Raw genomic sequence first — 25913 nt, 5'->3', positions numbered from 1 at the left:
GGAAACATACAGAGATCGTTCGGAAACGGGACGTTCATAACACAATGTGAAGAAGCAGCCAACTTTAAGAGTGCAGAAGTATTTGACCAGACCAATCCAACGTTTATTCGGCAAAAATCTCCCTGGGTTAATGATGTAAAGGTATTTTATAGCTATAATCCACCACGTAATCCCTATGACTGGATTAATGAATGGATTGCTATCCAGGAACAGAACCCACAATGCTATGTGGACACTTCAACGTATCTAGATGATCAGCTCGGGATCACCCAGGAACAGCAACTGGCCTTGATTGAAACGTACAAAAAGAATGACCCCGAGTATTACAAGTGGCTATATCTTGGGAAGATAATTGGCCTGGGAACCAATGTTTACAATATGAACTTGTTCCATCCCCTAACTAAATTGTTTGATGACGACCCATTGGTCAATCTTTACTTTTCAATCGATGCTGGGCACATTAATTCAGCAACTACTTGCCTGGCAATTGGCGTTACCGCCGAAGGTAAGGTTATTTTGCTGCACACGTACTATTACAGCCCTGAACATCAATCTCGTAAAAAAGCTCCTAGTGACCTGGTTCCTGAAATTAAGTCGTTCGAAGGCTCAATGCATTACCAAGTACCAATTGGCAAACGAACAATTGATTCGGCCGAAGGAGCTCTACGAAACAAATTTGTTAAAGAATATAACGAAGTTTGGCATGGGGTTGCTAAGAGTGATGAGGCAACCATGATCGATTATGTATCATCCCTGTTGGCACAAGGGCGTGTGTACTATCTTGATACACCAGAAAACCAAATATTTATCAAACAGCATGAGCAATACCAATGGGATGAGAAGACGGTTCATAGTGACAATCCTAAAGTGGTCAAGGAAAACGACCATACTGTTGATGCGTTTAAGTATTTTGCCATTGATAATGCAAAAATGTTGGGGCTAAAGGTTGCTCCACAACGTAATGCCAAAGTTAAATTGTTTAAGCGAGGTATTTAATTAATGAAAATTAGTGAAATTTTACAAAAAGAATATCCTAATATTCAAGATACGTTTATTTCCGGGCGGGATGCCTCGAACTTGGGGTGGAAGAACGACGAGACCATTAATCTGTCAGGCAGTGCTTATCTTGATGATAACGACGTCTTTCATTATTCCGCTAGTCAAAATATCAAGGACAATCCCATCGATTTGTTTAACATGATTAATCTGCATCGAACAAAGCTGATGCCAACCTACGTTATGAAGCGCCAATATTACAAAGGCCGACATATCAACATTCTTAATCGCAAACCAACGCCTCATGGAGATCCAGATAATCGGCGCATCGTGAACATGCCCAAGAAACTGGTTGATTCTTTCAACGGTTATTTTATCGGCACGCCAATTGACATTGCTTATCAGGATCCATCTGATGAAGGAACCGCGGAGAGCAACAAAGTTAATGACTTGATCACGGCAATGACTAAACATCAAGTCTTGGACGATGTGTTTACGGAAGCTTCTAAATGGTCAAGCGTGTATGGGCGCGCTTATCTGTATCTATACACTGACGAAAAGGCCTATCCCTATATCACTTTCCTGGATCCTCTCAATACGTTTATGGTTTATGACAACACAATTCGAGATAAGCCGCTATTTGGCGTGACCTATAGTTACTATCCAGACAATAAAGGCAATGAGTCTTTACATGGGCAATTAATTGAGGTCAATGATACCGTGCCGTTCAGCAATTCAGCTACCGCTAACGATTCATTAACCTTTGACGAAAAGCCTGATCCAGACACCGGAGTGGATGATCAGTTAGCACACCCATTTGATCAACTACCAATGGCAGAAATTATGGATAACGAGGAACGGATCGGCGTGTTTGATGATCTGATTAGCCTGGTCGATGATTTAGATAGCGCCATGAGTGCCAAGGCCAACGATTCGGATTCGTTTGCGGCTAGTGTTTTGAAAGTGATTAATTCTGAATTATCTGATGAACAAATTGATGATATTAAGCAATCCAGGGTACTCAACCTATTTTTGGATAAAGCATGGGCAAATTCAGATGAGTCGAGAGCTTTACCAACTCCTGATGCTGAATTTATGGAAAAACCAACTGGGGATCAATTACAAGAGAACCAGATTCAGCATGATACTGACTTTATTTATCAGGTCGCACAGATTCCGAATTTAGACAATATCGATTTCAGTACATCGGCCGCACAAGCACTTGATTTTAAAATTCACTCCATGAAAATCAAAGCGCTGAACAAAGAAATCAAGATGAAAAAAGCCCTTACGCAAATTTGGGCATGTGCATTACAAGCTCAAGGAATTGACGTTAATGATGTCGATAATTTGGAGTATACGTTTAACTTCACCATTCCGCATAATTTGTTGGCGGAGGCTCAAACAGCAAATGAGTTACAATCAACTACCTCACGTGAGACAGCCATTGCGTCACTTTCAAACGTTCCAGATGCGAAGAAAGAAATGCAGAAGATTTCGGCTGAGCAAGATGAAGAGGCTGAGCAGAACAAGAAACGAATGCCGGATCCATATAGTGATAGTAATAACAGCCAGAATGATACTTCACAGACTAAAGGTGATGATTAATGAAGCCGATTAGTGAAGCTCAAGAGAAGAAGTATATTGCTAAGTTGTTGAAGGATGATCTAAAAGTTTGTGGACAATCGCATGACTATTATCAGTTAGCATTGCAAGAGATTGAAGATCATCTTAATTTTTTTATTGCTGAATATGGGGTGGACGGATTGCTAAAATATGTTGAGCTTTTGAAGCGCGATTCCGATGCTGACAGGCGTCGTCTGCTTCATTTTAAAGCCAACGCGCGGATAACTGATGATTCACAGCCTCAAAATCGATCTAAAGAATATACCAGAAATGCCCCGATTGATCGATATCACACATTAAATTCCTTAATTGGTTTTAGCATCGCTGGAGCAACAATCGCTACAATCAAATTGCTTAATCAAACATTGAATAGTGATTTTAAGCGCGATGTTAGTCGCCAATTTAATAACAATCGGTTAGCCAGGAAAGTCGGTGCCGATACTGTCAAAAGAATGGCTATTCCTAAACGAGAGATTCTGCGTAACTCTGAGAAGATTATCAATAAGACAATTGATGGCAGTCAGTGGAGTGACAATCTTTGGCTCTACAATGATGATTTGGTTAATAATGTTCAATCGTTAGTGGCTAAATCATTGCGAACTGGATTAAAACAATCTGATGTTCGTCAACTTTTTCCGAGTATTCGCACCGCCAAACCGCATACAGTTACTGGGATGGTTGAAACTAATAATGCGTATGTTAAACGACTGATTGTTACTGAATGGGCTCGAGTGCTTGATCGTGCCACTATGACAGTGTTTCGTTCGCAGGGAATCGCGTATTTCGATTGGGTAACTCAACCAGGAGCGTGTGATAAATGCGAGGAGATCGCTGATGATGGCCCGTATGCTGTTAATGATGCAAACTCTCCAAGCATCCCTGATGACTCCCATCCTAACTGTCGTTGCACCAAAATAGCACACGTTTCGTTATGAGAATCTAATCGCAACCCCAGATGGTTTTCAAGAGAAATAAAACAAGGATGAGCAGTGAGCGAATCTCATTGCTTTTCACTTTGTCCCAAACATGCTTAAGACATTAAACTGCGCAAGGAATTAACAGCCGACAGGCTATAAACGGAGGTAACACATGGAATCAGATAAATTAAACATGAATTTGCAGTATTTTGCTGACGCCGGCCAAGAAGGTAGCCAATCCCAACCTGGTGCACAAGGTGGAGAAAGTGGCGAAGGTGGCCAGAATGCCAACAACAACACCGCAACAAATTCTGGTAATCAAAACGGCCAACCATCTCAAGACTTTATTAAGAAGCTTGTCGACACTGTCACCAATAATGCCAATCAGAATCAAAACAATCAAAATACTAATGGTAATAGTGATCAAGCAGATAATGATGACACATCGTCAAATGACAACACTGATGATAATAATGGCGATAACAGTAGCAATGACAAGACTTTTACCCAAGCGGAAGTTAACAAAATGTTGAAAGATCGTGAGTTCCGTGCTCATAAAAAAGGCATTGAAGAAGGAAAAAAGGTCGGCAAGAGTAGTGCCGAAAAGTACGCCCAAATGACTGACGATGAAAAACAGCAAGAGAAAATCAATGAAATCCTTGAAGAAAACAAGCAGCTTAAAGCTGAAAAGAATCGATCAGATATGCGCAGTGAAGTGCTTAACCAGCTTAAAGATACTGGGTATCAATTTACCAACGAGGATGTTGACACACTGGTTAGTGACGATCCTGACACAACTAAGCACAATGTTGACAACTTCAAGTCAATGCTTGATCGAGTAGTTAAGATTACCAAGAAAAACATGTTTAAAAATAATCAAATTCCAAATAGTAATACACAGCAAAATAATGCTGCTCCTAGTTTTGGCGAATTAGTTGCTAAAAAAACGCTGGGAGATCCAGATAGATTTAAAGGAAAATTCTTTGATAAATAAAAAAATAGGAGATGTAACCTATGGCTGATACACAATACTTTGCCAACTCTGATCCAAGAGTTCGGCAAGATTTAACTGTTGGCTTACCAGGAACAATTGACAGTTCAACTGTTACTGCTGGTTCCAATGGTAAGAAAGTTATTTTACAAGGTACTCCAGTTGGTGCGGCAGTTGACTGGCTAAGTGCCGATCAATCCGCAGGCGTTACCAAATTATCAGAATTTACGGGTGCGGAAGGACAAGTGTTTGCGGGCGTTGTTGCTGCAGATACAGATGTTACTGCAGGAGACGCAGACGTAACAATTTGGTTTGAAAATGTTTATTTGCGCCAGAAATTACTTGATAGCACTGTTGTAGCCGCATTACAGGCGGTCGCTGGTAAGACATCCGGCGTTAAATTAATTAATCGATAAGGAGATGTTATATCGTGGCAACTGCATTTGATTTACTAACTTCCAATTACCTGCAGGGCTATTGGAACACTAATCCGCAATACACAGCTCCCTATTTGATGGAAGCTTTATTTACCCCCACTAAACAGCAGGCCGATAATGTTAAATTAATCAACGGCCAAGATCTATATCCGGCACCACTTGATTTAACCAAAGAAGATTCAGCAGCATTGCCTGTTGAACGTGGCTCACTTCAAACTGGCACATTGCCAACTTACAAATTTAAAAACAAGTTGAACCTTAATGAGTACGATTTTAAGGATTTGAATAATGCCATTGCATCTAATGACGAAAATTTGGTTTTGACCATCACTAAGAAACTGTATGATGATCAAGCAAATTTACTTTTACGTGCTCGGTTTACTCGCGAGTATTACGCTGTCCAAGCACTTTTGAACGGCAAGCTACTTCTGGGTAATCAACTGGCAGACTTTGGCTATGAGTCATTCCAGAATATGACAGTTGCTAAAGTATGGACTGATGATTCATCTAATCCATATGATGACATCAGTAGTGTTAAGGATACTGCCTCGCAAAAAGTTGGTACGGCTTTAACTCGAGCCTTAATGAATTCAAAGACTATGTATATTTTGATGCACAATGCCGCACTAAAAAACACCATTTTTTCTGGGACGGTATCACCACAGGGAAGCATTCTTACTCAGCCTGTTGTTGAGCAATGGTTCTCAGCGTTCCTAGGATTACAGGTAGTTGTTTATGATAAAGGATGGAATAACAACGGTACATTTGAAAAGTTCATTCCAGATGGCAAGATTATTTTCTTACCAGGGACTGCCAATGATCCGGTTGGTCAAATGAATTTTGTTGAAACACCGGAAGAAAGTGTTCCAGTTTCAGGAACGACTGTATCTATTTTTGATACTGGTGTTTCTCTTTCAACTAGTGCTTCCTCAGATCCAGTGACTGTCAAGACCATTGTCGATGAAAAATTTGTGCCAACAATTACCGTTGCTAAACAAGTGTTTATTCTTGACGTTACAACGGCGGCTTAAAAGGAGGAATTTACATGTTTCCAGATCAAATTGATACATCAAAGAACTTCTCCGAAAATGGCAATGTTTATTACATTGTTCAAGAAGGAGACGAATTGTGGGCAGTTGCTACGGCTAACAGCACCTCAACACGTATGCTTGCCAACCTTAACCGGATGTATCCACAAGAAGATTTAAAGCCAGGAAAGAAACTTATTATTTCAAAAGGTGCTAAGTAGAAGGTGATCACATGGATTATCCGTTCGACCAAAATGACGTTATTGCCAGTGTCAAATCCTTATCTGACGTTGAACTAAGTGATGATATTCTTAATAGCTTACTGCCAATTGCTTATGGATTGATTAAACCATTGAATATTCCCATTAATGACAAGTTCGTTTGGAACCAAATTATGGAAATGAAGATGTTATCGCTTATCTGGATTAATTCTGACCTTGGAAAGGGAATTCTAGTGGATAACTTCAAAGATTTACACACCCAATATAACGGGAATGCAGTTAACCAATGGGAAGAATTATTAAATGATTTCCTGATCCGGTATGGATATTCAGGTTGGAGGACTAAACTTGGATGATTTATTCTCAGATGACAATCGATTCCCTGAAATCAAGGAAGAGTTTAGGAAATTGAATCATTATATGGTTGAAGTTGGTGTAATGAAGCCCGTGGGTAATAAGTCGTTAGCATTTATGCAGATGATTGCTACGGTTAACGAGTTTGGCGCTGAAATATATCCCAAGAATGGTCCATATTTAATTGTGCCAATGAGGGATGGTACATTTTACAAGCTTAAGCACGTCAAAATACCAGAACGTTCATTTTTACGTGATGGAGTTGATCTAGGGATGCACAAAATTGTTTCATGTGTCGAGGACGGATTAGCTGGCATCATGAGTGGTGATATGACAGCACGAGAACTATATGAAGCTGTAGGATTACTGATAGAGCAGCGCATTAAAGATGAAATAGTTCTTAAAACTAGTCCCCACAATGCTGCTTTAACTATTGAAAATAAGGGAAAAGACGATCCTCTAGTGGATACAGGCGCACTCCACAAGTCAATTGGTGTGAAGGTGATAGAAATATGAAATTCAGTAAAAAGAGTTTGATCAAACGTTATGGTATTCCGATTAGAATATATCAAAATACCTCATATACTGACGGTGGAGCAACATTAACGGGAGATTTCTTAAGAACTGATTTTCGTCAGCAACCATATATTGACGATAGTGAACCGATAACCCCAGTTAGTCCTAATGCCGCTACCGATGCCAACCAAATAATCCTTACTGGTGATGGTAAAAGTGTCAATTATAGTCACGAATGGTATTCAATGCATCTAAATGTTCCTTTGGGAACCGTCGTTGCCATTAAAAATGGTGATGATGATACTCAGTGGGAATATCTTCAAGTCGTTGGTCAAGACCCATATTATGGTATTTCGGATGCATGCATCTATTATCTAAGGTCGAACAGTCAGGAGGCGCAAAGCGATAATGAAGCGAACGATCAATTGGCAGGAAATACTGTCAACAATGATTCAGGAGATCCGTTCTTTAACTAACCTCGATGAAAAACACGTTGTTGAAGATTACTCCATTGGAAATAAGCCATCACTTCCCTTCATTACTGTGCATCCTCGTGGGAGTATCGTGATGCCTGTACAGCACATGTATCCCATGCATGAACCAGTAGACACTCATCTGTCTATTGTCATTCATACGGCTAATGAATCACGTGGATTAGACCTCATGGATAACCTACAAGCTAATTTGAGAGACCCAGAGGTTCACTATCAGGTGAAACAAAAGGGAATCATCATTGTTGATGTAGAAGATCCACAAGACAACAGCTTTATTGGGATTAACAATTCCATTCAGCAATATGGATTTGATTTGGTAATTAGAGTTGAACGCAACTTTGAATCAGATCAACCAACTATTGAATCGATTGATAATAACAACCAAAATATAAATAGAAATTAGGAGGAAACACAATGCCTATTACTAATGAACCGCTTGGCCCAGTGCATACAACCGTTAAGCTTGTAACACCAGTTAAGGACTTGGGCGATCAAATTCCAAAGTATTTAATTGAAGATCCAGACGCAACCGAAGCTACTCAAACTCGCTATAACAGTCTTCAAGAAGTTGGGGACGACTTTGATCCAGATAGCTTGGTATATCTCCATGCCCAAGCAGTATTCGGTGGTCCAAATCCACCGGAAGCAATTCTAGTTGTCAAGGCAGTCGCTGAAAATTCATTTGTATCACCTACAAGTATTAACGTCGATCAATCCAGTGTAACAGGAACAGTTGGTGGAACTACTAAAGTAACTACTACTGTATTACCGGCAACTGCAACGGATAAGTCAGTAAGTGCCGTATCTGGCGATACTAAGGTTGCAAGTGTATCGCCAAACGGTGATGGCTCATTTACTATTGCATTCAAGTCAGCAGGTAATTCAACTATTACTTTCCAGACTGGCGTTAATGATGAAATTACCACTACAACTCATGTTAGTGTTGCCGCAGCCGTAACTAAAGTTACTGGTGTAAAGCTTGATAAAACGACATTATCAGGAAAAGTTGGCGGAAATGATCAATTAACAGCAAATGTTCAACCTTCTGGGGCAACTAACCAGGGGGTTTTATTTAGCTCATCAGACGATACTGTAGCTGCAGTAGACAATACTGGTAAAGTAACGTATGTCAAAGCAGGGACGGCTGTTATCACCGCAACTACTGAAGATGGTGGTTTCACCGCAACTTCTAATGTAACAGTTTCTGCTTAGTCTACTAAGTAAGGGAGGAAAATATAATGGCAAACTCAGATAATTTAATTGCCGCTGTTAAAAAGTTTTATAACTCTGGTGATGAATATTTAATTCCAGTTGGAATTGATAAAAGCAAGATTCCAGCATTATCGAATTACATTGAAGCCCAGAACACCGGACTGTTGCTTGTTGATGTCGATGATATTGCTGATACCGCACCATACGCATCCAATGTTAATACAGCTGCATTTAAGGCTAATACTGATACTGATCACGCAAATGTATTATCATCCGGCACTGTAGGGGCGGTAAGTGCATTACCAGTCGGTAGTTTCGATATTGCTAACACATCAGGTCTTGATGACAGCGTGCTACCACAAGACCAATTATCATTCCAGCAAGACCAATTAGTTCCATATTCAGAAGGTAACATTAATACGTATTATTTTGCTCAAGGGATGCCAATCGTACGTGATGGTAAAACCTTAAGCGGAGACTATATTGACATGTTATTGGGACGTGATTTTATTATCAAGCATAGCAACAAGAAGCTTACTGAAATCATGGTTAAAAATCCTAAAATTTCTTATGATAACACCGGTATTAACTTGCTCAAGTCTGGAATTGAAAGCGTGTTTGATCAGCTTTACCGTAATGGTGGAATTGGTGAGAAAGATAATGGGAAGCCAGATTATACCGTGACTGCGTTGCCACGAGAAGATATGAAGGACACTGATGTCTCACAACGTATTTATCGTGGTTTATCTTGGCAGTATCATCCAGCAGATGCGATTGACGATGCGTATATCTCTGGCGAAATCGATTTATAGGAGGACGTAGAAAATGAAACTTACTCAACATACATTTGACCCTTGGGAAGTGTCAGTTCAAATTGATGGCCTCCCATTTACTGACTTTGGCACTGGCGATAAAGTCGCTGTTGCTTGGAACAACGATAACGTTACTGATTCGGTTGATAATAATGGTAATGGTAAATCAGCCATTAACCATGATCATTCTGGTACGTTTACGTTTAGTGTTGATCCTAATGCTGCCAATTATGCTCATCTCATTGACTTGGCCAACAATTTGACTGGCGTCCCTGTATCAGTAACATCAAGCTTTGCTCACTTCCATACAGATAGTGCACGAATTACCCGTCCTACTGATACAACTCTTAACGCTGAATATCCAAGCGTCAGTGTCGTATTCAAGGCGTCGGTATTACAAGTGGATCCTGTCACTACTGCATAAAGAGAGATAAATAACGAAGGAGACTTTTTAAGATGACTGAAGAAACAAAGACTAAACAAACTGTAAAAAAAGAGGTTGAAGAACCTATTAAAGAACCAAAATTGGTTAGAACTGAACGAAATGGCATGATTGTTGGCTCTGTAACCCTTTGGGACAAAAAGACCAAGCAAAACATTAAATATCCCTTCAATTTTCCGGGCGTAGAAAATGCCGTTAAGTTTACTGACTTGGCAGATGTTAGTCGTCATGCCTACTGGGATGCCTTTATTAACGGTAATGATGATCTTGGACTTAATCCGCTTATTGGTACGCCCACTGTTGGCGGAAAACCGGAAAAAATGAGTTGGAAATTCTGGGAAAATCATTCTGGCGTTATGAAGGTTTGCTCAGAAGCTGACCGGTTTCTTGTGCAAGAACTTAACTAATCACTTTATTCGTAAAACGGATCTTGAGGCATTAATTAATAAATCAACGTCTCAATCAATTGGCTGGACTGCTTATATCTATAATGGGTTAGAAAGCGGACTGCCTCGGCCAATTAAGTATATGAATGCTGATGAACTGTCTGTCTTCAATTGGGCGATTTCTAAGCGCATGGAAGTACAGTCACAAATGCGAGGAGGATTCTAACATGGGATATGCAAGAAGTGCCAAAGTTGGATTCCGAGTTGTATCAGAAAACATGGATGCGATTGATCGTGCGAATGACAAGATGGATCGGCTTATCAGATCAAGCCGTGAGGCTAATAACCAACTTTCCCATTTTGGCGATCGCATGTCGGTTCAGGGATTAGCCAAGTTTGAAGATAAATATGACAGTCTAATCTCTAAATCCAAAAAATTATCAGATAATCTTACAAGTGATGTCGATAACATAAACAATCGTTTAAAAGGCCTTGCTGATAGCTCGCGTGAATATGCGGGGCAAATCGGCAAGGCTTTTTCTGATACTTCCAAGGAAGCCAGGAACTCATTTAAACGTTTGCCTAAAGAGGCAAACTTCAAAGTAAAGACAAATCTCAAGCAAACAAGTAGTGATATTGATCATGCAAATACACGTGTTCAAAGGTTCGGTACAAATGGTAAGACATCATTTGATAATCTGAGCAGAAGTGGTCGCAAGACAACAAAGTCGTTTAGAAATCTGTACGATGCCGGCAACGACTTTGTAAATATTAGTTCTCAGATTGCTATGGGAGCAGGAATGGTTGGCGCCGCATTCCTTAAATCAGCCAATGAAGCTACAAATTTGCAGAATAAGTATATTACTATCAAAAACTTGTTAAAGACTGGTGGAGAATCGACTTCTCAATCAAAACGTGAAACTTCAGCAATGCAAAAAGAAAACAATCGTTTTGCACTACAGTATGGTGTTTCACCAACAGCGATGGCAAGAGGCGGTGAAGAACTTGTCCGACGTGGATATAACGGTAGTCAGGAATTAGCATCACATAAATACTTCCTACAGGCTGCCAGAGCTTCAGGAGATCCGTATAATGCGGTTGTTAATTATGGTGCTCCTACGCTTGAACAGTTTGGCTATAAAACTAAAGCTGGTAATTCAAGGAGGAAGATGGCTGCCTACACCAAGAAAGTTCTGAACGAAATGGCATATGGATCAGATCTAACTGCCACAAACTTCGAAGGTATGGGAAACTCGCTGAGATATGTTGGTGCAACTGCCCATAGCTCTAACCAGGGGCTTGCCAGAACCGTCGCCGGCGTCGGTGTTCTTTCAAATAACGGACAAGATGGTTCCATTGCTGGTACTGGTTTACGTAAGGTTATGAATTCGTTTGCCGCGCCTAATATGGCTGCTAAGTCTCAACAAGGACAAGTTATGTCAGCCCTGGGGCTTAAGCCATCAGATTTTCAAAAGGCCAACGGGCAAGTCAAAAGTCTTGCTGATAATATGGATGTCTTGAAGAAAGCCACGGCAGGCATGAGCTCTGCTCAAAAATTTAACGTTTTTCACATGTTCTTTGGGACAACTGGGCAAGAATCAGGCTTAATCCTGGCCAATAATACTAAACAATTAAGATCATTAACTGGACAAGTTAGTCGTGCTCAAAAATACGGTAAGAATGGCTATATTGCCACTCTTGCTAAGAAAAATATGGCATCTTGGAAAAACCAAATTGATGTGTTTAAACAATATATCAATATCATGGGGATGGGATTCACTAAAACGGTTCTTCCGCTATTCACCAAAGCATTGGGAGTTGCTAACAAATTCCTTAAAGTTTTAATTGGCCTTCCTTCACCAATTAAGAAAGCAGCCGGTTATGCCGCAGCGTTTGCGGGAGTATGGGGAGGCTTAAAAGTTGGTAAAGGACTCCTTGGGTTATCTGGACGCATGCTTGGCATGGGAGGTAGTAAATCGCGTGCTTCTCTGACCTCCCGTGCTGTTTCGGCAGCTAGTGATATTGAACAGGCTGAAGTTGGCTCAAGATTTACTGGAAGAAAGGGGCCAATTAGTTCAACCCGTTCAGGCAGTACCCGTTTTGCGCAATCAAGATTCGGTGCAGCTACCAGTTCCTTAAGCAGTGATAGATTGCTCAAAGGGATGTCGTATGCCACTATCGGTTTACAAATAGGTGGACATGCTGTAAGTGCTTTTAAAAAAGGTGTAGATAGTAAACAAGGTGGTAGTCAAATGTGGCAAGCCGGCGGTAATGCTGTCGGTGCTGGCCTGGGTCTTGCACTAAGTGGTGGTAATCCATTGGTTGCCATGATTGGATCGTCTGTTGGTGGTTCTGTTGCTAAATATATTGCGGGAAGCAAATATATTAAAAATCTTGCCAGAGGCGGCAACATTGACGGAAGCAATAGAAAGGAATCTATTCCTGGGGAAACTGGTGCTGGCCTTCAAGGACCCGAGGCACAAGTGGCTAATGAGCTTGGTTACCGACAGGCTATGAACGCCCGTAAAAATTCTAATAACAAAGTTCATCATCGAAGAGTTACTCTTGGCTTAGATAAGTTTGGAGATAAAGAATTAAAGTCATTTACATCTTCATTTGATAAAGCTAATGATAACTGGGCTACCGTATCCAAGGGAACCGGCTCGAAGATCAATCAAAACGTATATGGATCTATGCGTAAGGGGCTTAAGTCATATACTAGCTCGGAGAAATCTTCGTCCAACAAACGAGTTCAATGGTTGCTCAAAGAAGGCGTCATCACTAAGAAACGAGCTAGTTCAATGGAAAAATCGGATAGTAAATATTGGAATAAACGCTATTCGAATGCTTCTAAAGGAATTAGCAAGATTAACCGGAGTGAAAAAAATGGTGGTAAAGGCCGTGAAGCTGCTATTTCAGCAACTAATCGGGCAGTATCTAAGTTACTTACCAATAATACCAACAAGGAAACCATTATTTACGGTCGATTAAAAGATCGTACCTCGAAACTTTCTCAGCAACAGGCTCGTTCAATTATCAGGTCTTCATATAAAACGATGAAGTCAACTGTAAGTTCTGCAAACAAAACTTACAAATCTGCTAAAAGTGCTGCTAATAAAAAGTACAATTCAGTTCGTAACGCGGCCGACAAGGAATATTATGTAACTCATTCAATTAGTAAAAAGCAACATGATAAGATTATTTCCAACGCGCGCAGTCAACGGGATAAAACCATCAGTGCCGCCCGAACTACTAAGAATAAGACTATTGATAATGCTGAAACAATGCATGAAAAGGTCGTTCAAAAGACCTCAGCCATGGTTAAAGGTAATTTGAAACAAATGAATACCTGGACCGGAAAAATTAAAGGCATTTGGGGCCACTTTGGCAACTGGTGGGGGAACCTTTGGGGTGGTTTAACCAAGCTTGGTCATCTTGGAACTAAGGCAATGGCAAGTGATTTAACTAATGGCCTTAAACAAAATAATTCACTTCTCACACAGATGAAGAATGGCAAAAAAAATCCATCTAAATCTAAAAGAACTGCTAGTAAAGATGCTAATAAGCTTCCTGGAAACGTGTTTGCTGCGCATGCACTAGGAACTAGTGGCGCAGAAATGCACTCACACGCTGCCCTCGTTGGCGAAGGTGGCACAGAGCTTGCATACACTGTAAACGGTCGTAAAGCGCGTTTGTTGGGTGCTAATGGTCCTGAAATTGCTCACGTAAAACATGGTGAACGAATCCTTAACCACCGAGATACTAAAAAGGTCCTCAGCGGTTCATATGGGAACGTATTGCCGGGATATGCTGCTGGGAATATGAAGCTTGGTTCAAGTAATTCTCTGAAATCCGTAGAAAAGTTAAGCAAGAAGACTGTAAAAGATTACAAAAATTTATCAAATGGATCAAGTAAGCAGTTAGATAAATTTAGTAAGAGTAGTAAATCTAAATGGTCTAATATCCATAAGGCAACTTCAAAGATCACGCACAGTACGCAAAAGAAAACTGTTACAGATTATGATCAATTGCAAAAGGGTTCCTACAAGCAACTTGTACAATTTGATAAGGGCAATACTTCTAAGTGGCGAAACATCAATAGCGATACGAAGCATTACACCAATCAATCAAAGAACCAAGCAATTTCGACCTATGACAGCATGCAAAAAGGCGTGCAGAAGCAAGTTAACCAAATGCAGTCGGGAGTTATCTCATCTGGTAAAGCTACTGCAACCGGATTTGGTCATGCACTTGGTAAGATGGATAACTACGCACATTCAGCAATGTCCAATACTGTTCAACAATTAAATGGTGGTATTAAAGGAATTGATAAAGTCCTTGGACAGTTTGGTGGTAATAGTTCCGTCATCAATGCCATTCACTACGCTAAGGGTTCAAACGGAGAGCTTTCTAATGACCAGTTGGCGATCGTGAATGATGCTAAGTCTGGTCCACGTCAAGAATCTATTATTCGTAATAATTCCCTGTTGATTCCTCACGGGAATGATAGGATGATCCCCCTAAAGAAACGTGACAGAGTCCTTAACGGATCACAAACCCAAGAATTGGGACGTTCAATGGGCATTCAGCACTTTGCTAAAGGTTCAGGTATCTCACACACTGAACTCAACAAAATTATTAGTAAAAATAATGCCCATCCGAACAGAGCTTTCACAAATGAATTTTCATCAAATATTTCCAAGTCTAATACAGTTCTTGGAAATGCTATTAAAGGGCTAAGCAAGCTATCTACCACCAAATATGGTAATCCTTGGTCGGCCGAAGTATGGCGACAGATGGACAATGCCCGAGGCGATGGTGGTGGCGCGTATGGCAGCGGTACTTGGTTGCACAGTCCAGGTAGTGGGTTTCATGATACGTCAGGAATGGGCTATCGAGGTGCAGTTTCCGGTGGGCTGTCTATTCACGATGGCAACGACTTTTCCGGAGCGCATATTATTCATGCAGTTCATCCCGGCAAAGTAATCCGTTCTGGTGGTGCTCCTCGTGGTTGGGGTGGGCCAATTGGTATTGGTCAAAATATGGTTACCAAATCAGCTGATGGATACTATGTCATTTATCAAGAATTTAATGGCAAGAATAACTCTGGTGCACACACTTTTGTAAGCGTTGGAGATGATGTAAAAGCTGGGCAAAGAATTGCTGCTCTTGGACCAGCTGGGACCCATGTGCATATTGGTGTCTCAAAGCGTAACCCATTTTCTAATAATCCGGATTCAACTAGTGGTTGGTTTGATGTCACCAAGATGAAGTCTACCAAAGCTAAGAAATCTTCTAAAGAAAGTCACAAAGCTTCGTCGGTATTATCAAAGCTAGTTGCGAAAGAAATTGCACCACAACTTAAATGGGTTGGTAAGCACCTTAAAAGAAGTGCCGGTTCAATCGGCTCACTGGGAGTTTCTGGTAGTATCGAATCGCGTGCGAAGACTTTGTATAACGCAATTAAGAAAGCCTATCCGTCAGCTACTAAGAAAGGAATCGAAGCGGTTCTGGGAAACTGGAAATTTGAATCGCATTTGGATCCAGGTATCAGTAACTCGGCTGGCGCCCTTGGCTTGGGGCAATGGCTCGATCGTGGACCTGCTTTAAGAAGATATGCTGCACAACATCATATGAGTTGGAAAAATGCTGGAGCTCAAATTGATTTTGCACTTCACGGTGATGGAGCGAATAGCGCCATTCTTAAGCGCGTCTTACGCGGTAATGGATCGGTTTCATCTTTGGCAGCCGAATTTTCTAATCTGTGGGAACGTGGCGGTCATACGCAAGATCATGTTAATGGCGCTCGCGAAATTCAAGCAGCACTCCATAATAACGGCGGTTGGTCAACCAAAGGTAAGCTAAATGTATACGGTGAGAAGGATCCAGAAATTGCCATCAATCCTAAGAAACCTAATGCGGATAACTTGATTGGCTCTGCCATTAGTGCTCGAAGCAAAACATCAAATTCCGTATTCAGCAATGAATCTCAAAAGAAGATGCACAAAGCACTTCTGGAAAATCTTAGAAAGTATAATCCGCTCAAAGGTTTATCAAGTCATTCCAATTCGACTACTAAAGCGCATAACAACGTTACTGTCAACCTGAACATGAATATCACAGTTAATGCTAATGATAAAAATGCTGGAACTAAAGTTGCCAATGATATTTCCAAGCAGGTCAACGAACAGGTTCAGGCAATCTTTGGCAACTTAATGGCTAAAAGAGAAGGAGGGTTTATTTAATGGCAGCCACGGCAGATATAGCTAAAAATGCCTATAATTCAACGCTTTCCGTTTTAAATAATGTCAAAGCAGCGTATGATCAGGCAAATGCCGACTATCTAGATAGCCTCGACGATCAAGCTAATGGCGCCGGACTCGATATAAATGAGTCGGCTCATCAACTCATGGCACAATATGTAGTTGGTAAGTCGCCATATGTCGGTTCCCAGTATTGCATCCCGTATGGTGGAGGCTATTTAATTTCCTATAGTTCCGGAGAAGATACAATCTATCAGCAGATGGATAGTTCGATGAAGTATGTTTCTAAAATGACGGTTAAAAACGGGGGCCACGGATCCTCGTTCGGAATTGATGGCTCAGGGAATATCTGGGCTTCTGTCAGGCATAATGGTTACCAAATAAGTAAGTTCGCTTATCAGCCTGGGGCTTCGATTGACGCAAGTTCATTAACGTCGCTCTACAATTCACCTGATCTTTTACGAGTTAATTATGATACCAGTAATAACCTCGTTGGCTACACTACGGCGGAAAGTTATTGCGTTTGTGACCCGGGAAATTTAAGCAATCCTAAAAAGACAGTTAGTCTGTCAGCAATGGGATTTAGTGTCGGCCAGCAAACGTGGCAATCACAGTCGTTAAGCTATCCATATATCTTTTGGCAAAGCGGTGCCTATAACTCAAATAGTGATCCAGCGACTGTTGGATGTTTTAATGCTGACACAAATACTAAGGAATTTGTCAAAAGCTATCTAACGAGTAGCTATGGTATGAAGTATTCCTATAATGAGCCAGAAGGAATCTATTCAACTGGATCTGCTGTTTTAGTGACGTTTAATAATAATGATAATGGATCGAACTCAATTAACTATCTATTTTCAATTCCTACACTGACGGCTGATTCAACGGTTAGTGAGCGTTTAAAAGCATTGAATAATTTAAAGAAATCCTTAGCCGATGCTAAAACGGCATTCAATTCTGCTAAGTCTGATTTTCAAAAATATCAATCGACTAGTAAAACGATTGTCAAAGATACGCGAATTTATAAAAATGCGACTAAAGATGTTAAAAACCAAAAGAAGTTGGTTGCAAGCACCAAGAAAAAGATAGTCATTGTTACTAAGCAATATGCCAAGGCAGCAAGGGCTAAAAAGCAATCTTTGAAAAAGCAACTTGATAACTTGAAGAAAGTTTATCAAGAGCAAAATAGTGCCTTAACTAAGCTCAAAAAGAAACAAGCTACGGCCAAGTCTAAGCTTTCAAAAGCCCAAAGCAAATCATTATCCGCTCAAAAAGCCACACAACGGGCAATCCTGAAGAAAGCAATTGGCGCCACAGTGATGGCTGAAACAGGTGGTAAAGATGTGACGTGGATAACGCCTGTGAACCCTGGTAGCAAAGAAAGCTATGCGATTCTCTGGCCTGATAGTGAAGACTTTTCGGAAACAGTTAACGTTAATGAAACGGCAGTCATCAAGCACACCCCGATCAATACGGTTACACAGGCTGGAACAGAAAGTATTTCAGTGGGCGGAGCTCTGATTGGTGAAGATGGTTCAGTTCCAACATTGGTTAAAAAGTTCGAACGGATCAGAAAATGGGCTGAAAATACAGCCGAAGTATCACTGATCGGGCAAACGTCTTTCCCACACGCGATCATCTCAGGAATTGACAAGCCGCACGACACCTATTTGACTAACCAAGTTCCGCTAACCATTACTTTACAGAAGGTGGATTGGGCTGATTCAAATGTCAAAAAGAAAGCCAATTCATCGAAAAACAAGGGTAAGGCTAACAAAAAATCTGGTAGTGGTCATAAGCAGAAAAATAGCAAGAGTGCCGTGAGGACGGTAACTACTAAGCCGGGTGACACGTACTATAAATTCGCCCAAAAGTACAATGTCAGTGTTGCTCAACTACGCAAATGGAATAAGTACGCTGACCGATCAATACCGGTTGGCGTCAAGATAAGGGTCAAGTAGGGGGGATCTTATGAGTTTACGAGATAAATTAATTATTGATACAAGTGATCTCCCTAATTATGTGGTTTTACCGGTTGGAACCGAGAACTTCACCATTGAGTTCGACTATCGTGAACGCTACGATAACTTTTATTTCAACCTATACGATGCTGACGATAATCCGCTGATTACCGGAGAAAAGCTTGTTTATGGGGTGCCATTGTGGAACATCAATGATGCTAATCTGCCAAGCGTGACGATTATCCCCCTTGATGAAACTGGCGTGGAGAACACCGTCAGCATTGATAACTTCCAAATCTCGGTATTCTTGTACTTCGAGGATCTTGATCCTGGCATTGAGGATCCCGATAGCGATGATATTGATGAGAATGACACTGATAATTCTGATCTGCTGGATGATGATAATGGTAGTTCACTAATTGAAGATGAACCTTCAGATGATGATAACGAGTATGCACTCCCAAGTGATTGGGGTGATGAGCAATGAAACTCGTTAGGCTTTATAGGCGGCTCGAAGTTGATGGAAAAAAAGGCAAGTTGACACTAAAGAGCTATGCCAAAGTACCTGATAACATCTCAATGGATATTGAAGCGTCCTATGCATCCGGCAGCAAGGAGACGACGCAAGTTTCGGTGATGAACTTGCCGGCTGAAGATATTAATTATTTGACGAAGGGTTCTAACGCTCGGGTTTATGGCGGCTGGTATGGTGAAGATGGCTCATCGAATAACGTCGGCATCATCATGGAAGGAAAGTTGGCGTCACCGACGCCATCGACAATCGATTCATCAGGAAAAACCACAACAATCACTATCGTTGATGGCAGTGATTATGACAAACTTCCTGAAGTTAAGAAAAAGGCGACTACTTCAAGGTCAATTTCTGCGCAAAAAACACTTGACCAAACAATCACTGCTTACAATAGCAAGATGAATGCACAGCGCCGTAAGTGGATTGATAACCATCCGGGTGCTACAAGCAAACAGCTTCGAGCTTATGGGCATACAATCATTACCAAGAAAAATGCTTTTGCCAAAAAGAAACGGCAAGAATATGTTAAGCAAAAAGCTAACCATACTGCTAAAGCTAAGGTAACTAAAAAGACTAAGTACAAACCCTTATCTTTTGCAAAAAATACCAAGGGTTCTTCAATCATCAAAAAGATTGCCAAGGAGGCGGGAATCAAAATATACAAGCTAAAACTCGTATACGATAAGAAGTTTACCAAGGGGTACACGGCTAAAGCAAAACCGATGAGTGCCATTAAAAGTATTGCTTCGCAGTGTAAGACACCGATAGCTTATCCTAATGGTCGATTGGAGATTGCGGATTATTCCAAGAACAAAAAATCGAACTTCTATTTGAACTATGATACCGGAATGCTTGGGGAGCCGGAACCTCAAGACGATTCGGATGATGGGCTACAACACTATCAAGTTGTAGCTCTTTTTAGGCCGTATTTTACCGTTGGGTATATCTTTCATATTGAAAGTACAACCTTGAGTGGCTGGGTACTAATTAATAGCGGCACAACCTCTATTACTGATGATTCAGGAACATCAACACTTGACCTGGTTGACTACTCTAAATACAAAAAGAAGAATTCAGCTTCGGTCAAAAAAGCTGAAACCAAAGATAAAAAGACCAAAGCGAAGTTGGACGCTGCTAATCGAAAAAAGCTTAAGGAAAAGCAGAAAAAGAGGCGTGCCAAATGACTAAAAGTCGTGACTATGTTAATGAATTTTTTAATGTGTTTCGGGACGATGTGATGAGTGATATTCATGGTTCCATTCGCTGCAAAATTGTTAAGGTGAATGCCGATAAAACGTACGATGTTCAGCCGCTGGCTTTGTTTTCGGATGGCACCAAGCGGCCACAGCTTCTGAGCCTGCAAGCATCATTTATCCCGATTAAGATCAAATACCACGATGACATTGGCGACTCACATAGTTTTGTGCCATTCTATGCAGAAATGACAATCAACTATCAAGTGGGGGATGTTGTGGTGGTTGTGTTTGAAGACCGAGATACCTCTAACGCCAAGGGCGATAGTGTCTACAAGATTGATAGCAAACGGATGCATGACGCTAATGATGGAGTTATCGTCGGCAAGATCGATATAAAGTAGGTGGTTTGAATGGCAAAAGATGTCTATATAAATGATCAAGGCGATTTTGAGCAAGATGATAAAGGCAATGTGGCAATGGTTGACGGTCTTGATGAAATCGCACAATCATGTATGATCGCCCTGAATACCCGCAAAGGTGGTTGGGTTCTTGATACCAATGAAGGCCTTGACTGGGGAGCCGTAATTGGAAGCAATGTTCACGATCAGTTTGTGACTGCGGCGATTAGAGAAACGCTTCTTGAAGACCCGCGAATTGATGAGATTCACGATGTAGATTTCGAACGGGAAGCAAGAGTGCTCAAAGTTCACATTACGATTGAAGTTAAGAATCAATTGAAAGAAGTTGTATGGGAGGCGGGTGTCGTCAATGATTGATGAAAATGGTTATACGCCGCTGAATTATGACGATGCTTTAGATACCGTTCAAGGCTTTATTCGAAGAGAAAACGGAGAAGATACCAATGTATCGCCCAGGTCATTTTGGGGAACGCTCGCCCGAGTTTTGGCCAAAATAGCCGTCAATGTTGATCAAAACGGTGAAAATGTTCATGATTCGGGATATATTCTGCAAGCCACGGGAGTAAATCTTGATCGCGTTGGTGGCAATTACGGGTTAATGCGAAAGCAAGCTGAAGCAGCCAGCGTGACCTTATCATTTACTGGGACACCTGGATATGTAATTCCAACGGGAACTGTATTTATGGATGACAATGGTAACGAATTTTATTCCGTTGATGACTGTCAACTTGATGTAAACGGAGTCGGATCAACAATTATTGTTTCAAGCGAGTTAGGATCACAATACAATGTTGATGCAGGTACAATTGTTAACCAACAGTCGCCTGTTGAAGAAATTGATAATGTAACCAATTCACAGGCAGCCGAGGGTGGTCAAGATATGGAAACAGATCTTGATTTTAGAAACCGATTGCTATTGGCATCAAACTCCAATGAATCTGGGACAATTAATGGCGTATACACTGCATTAATGAACACTCAAGGAGTCACTGCGGTAAAAAGTGTCTATAATGCATCAATTAGCGATAATGATTCGTATGGGAACCCACCAAAAACAGTTCATTATTATGTACAGGGGGGAACTGATCAGGATGTGGCCAATACAATTTTCCGAGTTGGAGGCGGTGGGATTACTCTTTATGGATCGTTAAGCAAGACAGTTTTAGATGATTCTGGGTCAATTCAAACGATCTTCTTTGATAGACCACAGGAAACACCGATTTACGTCAAGGCATCTATTAGGGTTAGTGATAGCTTCGATCAATCTGAGGGAACGGATGATGTCAAAGCCGCAATTGAGGGTTATATTGAAAGTCTTAAGATGGGAGACAAAGTTGTTACTAACCAATTCTTCTCTAACATTTATGCGATTGATGGAATCGATTACGCGGATATTGAGATTGGAACCGACAAGAACAAACTAAGTACTAATAACATCGCACTAACAGCCTTCGAAATTCCAGTTATTACTGACGACAATGTGGAGGTTGACTATGTATCAAACTAGTTATGATGAACTATATCCACAAATATTTAAAATGTTTGATCGAGGACTGGCTGTTGGAACTGGTAGCAATATTAATACAGTCATTCGTGTATTATCTGACTTTCAGCTTTGGCTTGATAATGGGGCAGAAATGATTCAAAGTTCATGGATAATTGACGAGGCTGTTGGAGAACAACTTGACGAAATCGGTGATGATATCCATCAACCCAGATATGGAGCCAATGATGATACTTATCGTTTTATCCTTAAGACAAAAATTTTAGCATCACATTCTGGTGGAACCATTAACGATATTATTAATATCATATGCAATGCTTTGCAAATATCGCCAGTAAATTCAGGCGTAAAAGTTCATACTGATTATCATTGGGATGGTACCAAAATGGTTGGGAACCCACAGGTTGTTGACATTGATAACCTTCCAACTAGTTTAATATCATCAAGCCAATCACTGATAATCCTCATGGATCGTCTATCATCAGCTACTCTAAACGGAGTTACGATTAATACAATTGCGTTTATGAACAATTCTAAACTAATTGAATATGTAGGTGTTGGGACTCAGCCCATCATGGTTAAAGAAGTTAATGTAAAAGGAGGCAATTAACATGGCATATGACTTGGCAAAAGTAACTGCTAACGGAAACAACCTTATTGCTCAAATATTGGCCAACAAGTCATCACTAAGCATTGATAAGATAGAAATAAGTGATACTCAGCTGTCATCGACAACAGACATCTCAACAATGACATCTGTTCCAAAGGTAGTACAAACTGTTAGTGCAAACGGATTCTCTAAAAATAGTAATACCTTGATTATTTCAACAGTCGTTGATAACTCATCCATAAGCGCTGATTACAAGGCATGGGTATTTGGAATTTGGGGATCTGATTCTCAAAATGGGCAATCACAATTAATTGCAGTTATCACATCAACAAATAGTCCAGATACAATACCAGCTTTTTCTGGTATTACTCCGGTATCATATACGTATAAATTCAACATTGGGTTTTCAAATGCAAGTCAAATTCAATTTAATATGATTGATGATTCGTTTGCTACCAACGATACGGTTGTCCATACGACCGGTGATGAAACAATTGACGGCCAAAAGAAATTTAAAACAGATCCTACAGACAGTGCAGGGAATGCTTACGCCAAGACAGTTGACGTTAATCAGCAACTGGATAAAAAAGTGGTCGATAACAAAGATGGAACTGAACAACTTAATGGGGTTCAGGTACAGCCATATAATAAGTTATCAGATACTATTGGTGGGCGAAACCTGTTGCTTAATACCCAAAACCCTTCTGCAACTAATCCAGTAAAGTTTGTAAATGCGGTTGGACCAGATATTTTGGGAACAGAAACTTTCTCAAATGGTTATATAAAATTGGCTTCAAGTGTATCATCAACTGTATCTGAAACATTTTATCGTTTTAATCATCCTGATTTTGCATTAATGCCTTTACCTTCTGGGACTTATACATTAGTTGTGGATTTAACAAGTAGTGACAATGTTCAGGTAACTCCAAGAGGAGAATTTTCAACAAATGGTAATACTTTTCAAGATCTGTCAACACCTTCATGGAAGCCCTCATCAACTGAAAAGCAATTTAGTTACACCTTTACAATTCCATCAAACGCGACTGGGTGGTATATCTCACTTGAAATGTATGCTGATGATGGAACTATCGATAATACTGGAAAGTCTTTTCAATTTAGAAATGCCAGTATTCAAAAAGGTGATATTGCAACAGATAGCTCGCCAGCGCCAGAAGATAAAGTTAACGTTTCAGATATGCGTAAACCAGCCAGCGATGTAGCGGGGATTGAAGAAGTTAATGCCAAACAAAATTTAATTGGTTACACACCTGCTAACGATTCCAAGGTAGCCCACCTATCTGGTGCTAACAATTTTGACACTGTTCCAACGGTTAACAATAATCCGTTATTGCTAGCAAGTAGCTTACCATCTGACCTAGCACGAACGGGTTCAGATCAAGAGTTTACGGGTAAGAACACTTTTGATACTGCACCAATAGATAAGACAACTGGCAATCCGTACATCACCAAATCAGATGTTACAGCCGCCGTTAATACGGCTACTGCTAACATGGTTGATTCCAGCAAGCCTACTAATTTCACGGCCGGGCTACAGTCAGGAGGTGTCGATGTCGCAACCGCGGCTGATATCAAAAGCGTTGAAGCAAGTGCTTGGCATCAGCTAGATAATAAGTATATCATTCCTGATAGTAGAAATACTTTAGCCCCAGCTACTAGCGTTTTGTATAAAATAGATGACAGTAATCATACGCTATATTTATCTGGGGTCATAACGCTGACTGAGGACGGTGTACCTTACTATCCATTTACCGTTACCATTAAACTTGGCAGCATTATTAAGTCAATGAAAACATTTTTTGTCCCATATCTTGGAAATGCTAGTAATGCCAACAGCGGCACCACTTGGAATCTTAATTATGCTAGTCAAAGTTCAACTAATTTAACGTTTGTTGCTGTTTACGGGGTCGTAAGTATTGTAGCAACTTCGGGTGCGGGAGGAAAACTTGCCTTTGTTACTTATGATGAATTAGTTTAGAAAGGACGATTAAATGTTTATTTATATCAAATTTGATACAGATGGTTTCATCACAGCGTACCAGAACACTGAAGCAGACGGGTACACGAAGGTGTTCATTCTCGATTCGTGGATTACTCAGTTTGCCCAGCATTCCGACAAATTCCGATACGATACGGATAAAAAGGTTGTACTCAATCCGGGTAACTTACCAGACGTATCTCTTGAGGAGTTGAATACCAAGTATTCTAACGTACTAGAAACTAGTCAGCAAGCTGTGCAGTCGGCAACGGCTTTAGCACAACAGCAAACGGTATCTGCAACTGGTATCAATCAGTTACAGAAGTCAATTACTGCATTAGCGCTCAGTCAATCAGCAAAGGAATCTGCACCAAGTCAATCAACAAAGGAGACGGTATAATATGGTTCAAATTTACACATGGGCATATCAAGAGTGGAAGACGATTAGCAAGGAAACATTAGCAACAGTCGTGGGATTGCCAGATGGGATTACTGCTGATGATTACAAGGCTATCACCGGCGATGATTATGTAGCACCAACAACTCAGGCAACGACCACAAGCACCACTAACTAGCAGTCACTCAGCCAGTTAGTCAGTGCTTTTTATTTGCCATAAGTTAATATATGATATACACTAACGCTTGTGTTACTTTCCCCCGTATGGATGCCTAATCCTGCTAAAAAGAAGTAGCACAATCAAGCCTCCTCCAAAGGCTTATGTGTATTTCCCCAATACACAACTGTGGCCGTTTAAGTTGTTTTTTAAGCCTACTTTTCTCTAGACTTGAACGGCCTTTTTTATGGTAAAGTACTCATTGTACTGCTGTTTGGAGTGCGTCAAATGGTGGTACAGTCTTAGCGGAACCGCTAATTTACAAATCAAACTCAACAGTTTATAGTACCGCTAAGTTAAGCATGCCTCATTACGGGGTGTGCTTATTTATTTGGCTCTTTGTCAACTGGTATTGGTGGAGAGTTTTGAAACGCATTTGACCTTAT

Annotated in this window: 25 protein-coding genes and 1 pseudogene; all 26 read left to right on the top strand. The window is 40.7% G+C overall.

The window, feature by feature from the left end; all coding sequences use genetic code 11:
* Nucleotides 1-48: 48 nt before the first annotated feature.
* Nucleotides 49-996 (top strand): annotated as a pseudogene (locus tag FC82_RS13905) (PBSX family phage terminase large subunit); the annotation flags it as partial.
* Between the two features lie 3 nt (nt 997-999).
* Complete coding sequence (locus FC82_RS13900) at nt 1000-2604, top strand: phage portal protein (protein WP_054759816.1); 1605 nt, start codon at nt 1000-1002, stop codon at nt 2602-2604.
* A complete protein-coding gene (locus FC82_RS13895) occupies nt 2604-3557 on the top strand; it encodes a hypothetical protein (RefSeq protein ID WP_054759814.1) in 954 nt (317 codons plus the stop codon). Before FC82_RS13900 ends, FC82_RS13895 begins: the two co-directional genes overlap by 1 nt.
* A gap of 154 nt (nt 3558-3711) precedes the next feature.
* Nucleotides 3712-4533: a capsid assembly scaffolding protein Gp46 family protein gene (locus tag FC82_RS13890; protein WP_056997302.1), complete on the top strand. Its 822-nt coding sequence runs from the start codon at nt 3712-3714 to the stop codon at nt 4531-4533.
* Between the two features lie 20 nt (nt 4534-4553).
* A complete protein-coding gene (locus FC82_RS13885) occupies nt 4554-4946 on the top strand; it encodes a hypothetical protein (protein WP_054759812.1) in 393 nt (130 codons plus the stop codon).
* A 14-nt stretch (nt 4947-4960) separates the two neighbouring features.
* Complete coding sequence (locus FC82_RS13880) at nt 4961-5998, top strand: major capsid protein (RefSeq protein ID WP_235809247.1); 1038 nt, start codon at nt 4961-4963, stop codon at nt 5996-5998.
* 14 nt (nt 5999-6012) lie between these two features.
* Complete coding sequence (locus FC82_RS13875) at nt 6013-6216, top strand: LysM peptidoglycan-binding domain-containing protein (protein ID WP_054759810.1); 204 nt, start codon at nt 6013-6015, stop codon at nt 6214-6216.
* Between the two features lie 11 nt (nt 6217-6227).
* Nucleotides 6228-6572 (top strand): hypothetical protein, encoded by a 345-nt coding sequence (locus FC82_RS13870; RefSeq protein WP_054759808.1) that lies wholly within the window; start codon nt 6228-6230, stop codon nt 6570-6572.
* Nucleotides 6565-7086, top strand: a complete 522-nt coding sequence (locus FC82_RS13865) for a hypothetical protein (RefSeq protein WP_225363638.1) — start codon at nt 6565-6567, stop codon at nt 7084-7086. Before FC82_RS13870 ends, FC82_RS13865 begins: the two co-directional genes overlap by 8 nt.
* Complete coding sequence (locus tag FC82_RS13860; RefSeq protein ID WP_054759805.1) at nt 7083-7562, top strand: hypothetical protein; 480 nt, start codon at nt 7083-7085, stop codon at nt 7560-7562. The genes FC82_RS13865 and FC82_RS13860 overlap by 4 nt, the downstream gene beginning before the upstream one ends.
* A complete protein-coding gene (locus tag FC82_RS13855; RefSeq protein ID WP_065101525.1) occupies nt 7495-7983 on the top strand; it encodes a phage neck terminator protein in 489 nt (162 codons plus the stop codon). Before FC82_RS13860 ends, FC82_RS13855 begins: the two co-directional genes overlap by 68 nt.
* Nucleotides 7984-7994: 11 nt before the next feature.
* On the top strand, nt 7995-8792 hold the full coding sequence (locus tag FC82_RS13850; RefSeq protein ID WP_054759801.1) for an Ig-like domain-containing protein: 798 nt from the start codon (nt 7995-7997) through the stop codon (nt 8790-8792).
* Between the two features lie 26 nt (nt 8793-8818).
* Nucleotides 8819-9604 (top strand): DUF3383 family protein, encoded by a 786-nt coding sequence (locus FC82_RS13845; RefSeq protein ID WP_054759800.1) that lies wholly within the window; start codon nt 8819-8821, stop codon nt 9602-9604.
* 13 nt (nt 9605-9617) lie between these two features.
* The gene (locus FC82_RS13840) at nt 9618-10028 is read left to right on the top strand and encodes a hypothetical protein (protein WP_056997301.1); all 411 of its coding nucleotides are present in this window, start codon (nt 9618-9620) and stop codon (nt 10026-10028) included.
* Between the two features lie 32 nt (nt 10029-10060).
* Nucleotides 10061-10453: a hypothetical protein gene (locus FC82_RS13835; RefSeq protein ID WP_056997300.1), complete on the top strand. Its 393-nt coding sequence runs from the start codon at nt 10061-10063 to the stop codon at nt 10451-10453.
* Between the two features lie 206 nt (nt 10454-10659).
* Nucleotides 10660-16677: a phage tail tape measure protein gene (locus FC82_RS13830; protein WP_056997299.1), complete on the top strand. Its 6018-nt coding sequence runs from the start codon at nt 10660-10662 to the stop codon at nt 16675-16677.
* Nucleotides 16677-18656 carry a LysM peptidoglycan-binding domain-containing protein gene (locus FC82_RS17495; protein ID WP_056997298.1) on the top strand — a complete coding sequence of 660 codons (1980 nt, stop codon included), beginning with the start codon at nt 16677-16679 and terminating at the stop codon, nt 18654-18656. Before FC82_RS13830 ends, FC82_RS17495 begins: the two co-directional genes overlap by 1 nt.
* Nucleotides 18657-18666: 10 nt before the next feature.
* Nucleotides 18667-19143, top strand: coding sequence for a phage baseplate plug family protein (locus FC82_RS13820; RefSeq protein WP_054759792.1), 477 nt, complete (start codon nt 18667-18669; stop codon nt 19141-19143).
* Nucleotides 19140-20372 (top strand): hypothetical protein, encoded by a 1233-nt coding sequence (locus FC82_RS13815; protein ID WP_056997297.1) that lies wholly within the window; start codon nt 19140-19142, stop codon nt 20370-20372. Before FC82_RS13820 ends, FC82_RS13815 begins: the two co-directional genes overlap by 4 nt.
* On the top strand, nt 20369-20785 hold the full coding sequence (locus tag FC82_RS13810; protein WP_056997296.1) for a hypothetical protein: 417 nt from the start codon (nt 20369-20371) through the stop codon (nt 20783-20785). Before FC82_RS13815 ends, FC82_RS13810 begins: the two co-directional genes overlap by 4 nt.
* Nucleotides 20786-20794: 9 nt before the next feature.
* Nucleotides 20795-21160 carry a DUF2634 domain-containing protein gene (locus tag FC82_RS13805; RefSeq protein WP_054759790.1) on the top strand — a complete coding sequence of 122 codons (366 nt, stop codon included), beginning with the start codon at nt 20795-20797 and terminating at the stop codon, nt 21158-21160.
* Complete coding sequence (locus FC82_RS13800) at nt 21153-22310, top strand: baseplate J/gp47 family protein (RefSeq protein ID WP_054759788.1); 1158 nt, start codon at nt 21153-21155, stop codon at nt 22308-22310. Before FC82_RS13805 ends, FC82_RS13800 begins: the two co-directional genes overlap by 8 nt.
* Nucleotides 22297-22917 carry a hypothetical protein gene (locus FC82_RS13795; protein ID WP_054759786.1) on the top strand — a complete coding sequence of 207 codons (621 nt, stop codon included), beginning with the start codon at nt 22297-22299 and terminating at the stop codon, nt 22915-22917. The genes FC82_RS13800 and FC82_RS13795 overlap by 14 nt, the downstream gene beginning before the upstream one ends.
* Nucleotide 22918: 1 nt before the next feature.
* The gene (locus FC82_RS16940) at nt 22919-24913 is read left to right on the top strand and encodes a hypothetical protein (protein ID WP_056997295.1); all 1995 of its coding nucleotides are present in this window, start codon (nt 22919-22921) and stop codon (nt 24911-24913) included.
* A 13-nt stretch (nt 24914-24926) separates the two neighbouring features.
* Entirely contained in the window at nt 24927-25313 is a 387-nt protein-coding gene (locus FC82_RS13785; RefSeq protein ID WP_054759780.1) for a hypothetical protein, read from the top strand.
* Nucleotide 25314: 1 nt separating this feature from the next.
* Nucleotides 25315-25488, top strand: coding sequence for an XkdX family protein (locus FC82_RS16790; RefSeq protein WP_153021045.1), 174 nt, complete (start codon nt 25315-25317; stop codon nt 25486-25488).
* The last annotated feature ends 425 nt before the right edge of the window (nt 25489-25913 follow it).

The sequence above is a fragment of the Secundilactobacillus collinoides DSM 20515 = JCM 1123 genome (genome assembly GCF_001435975.1).
GTDB classification, from domain to species: domain Bacteria; phylum Bacillota; class Bacilli; order Lactobacillales; family Lactobacillaceae; genus Secundilactobacillus; species Secundilactobacillus collinoides.
This window is presented reverse-complemented; position numbering and strand designations above follow the sequence as displayed.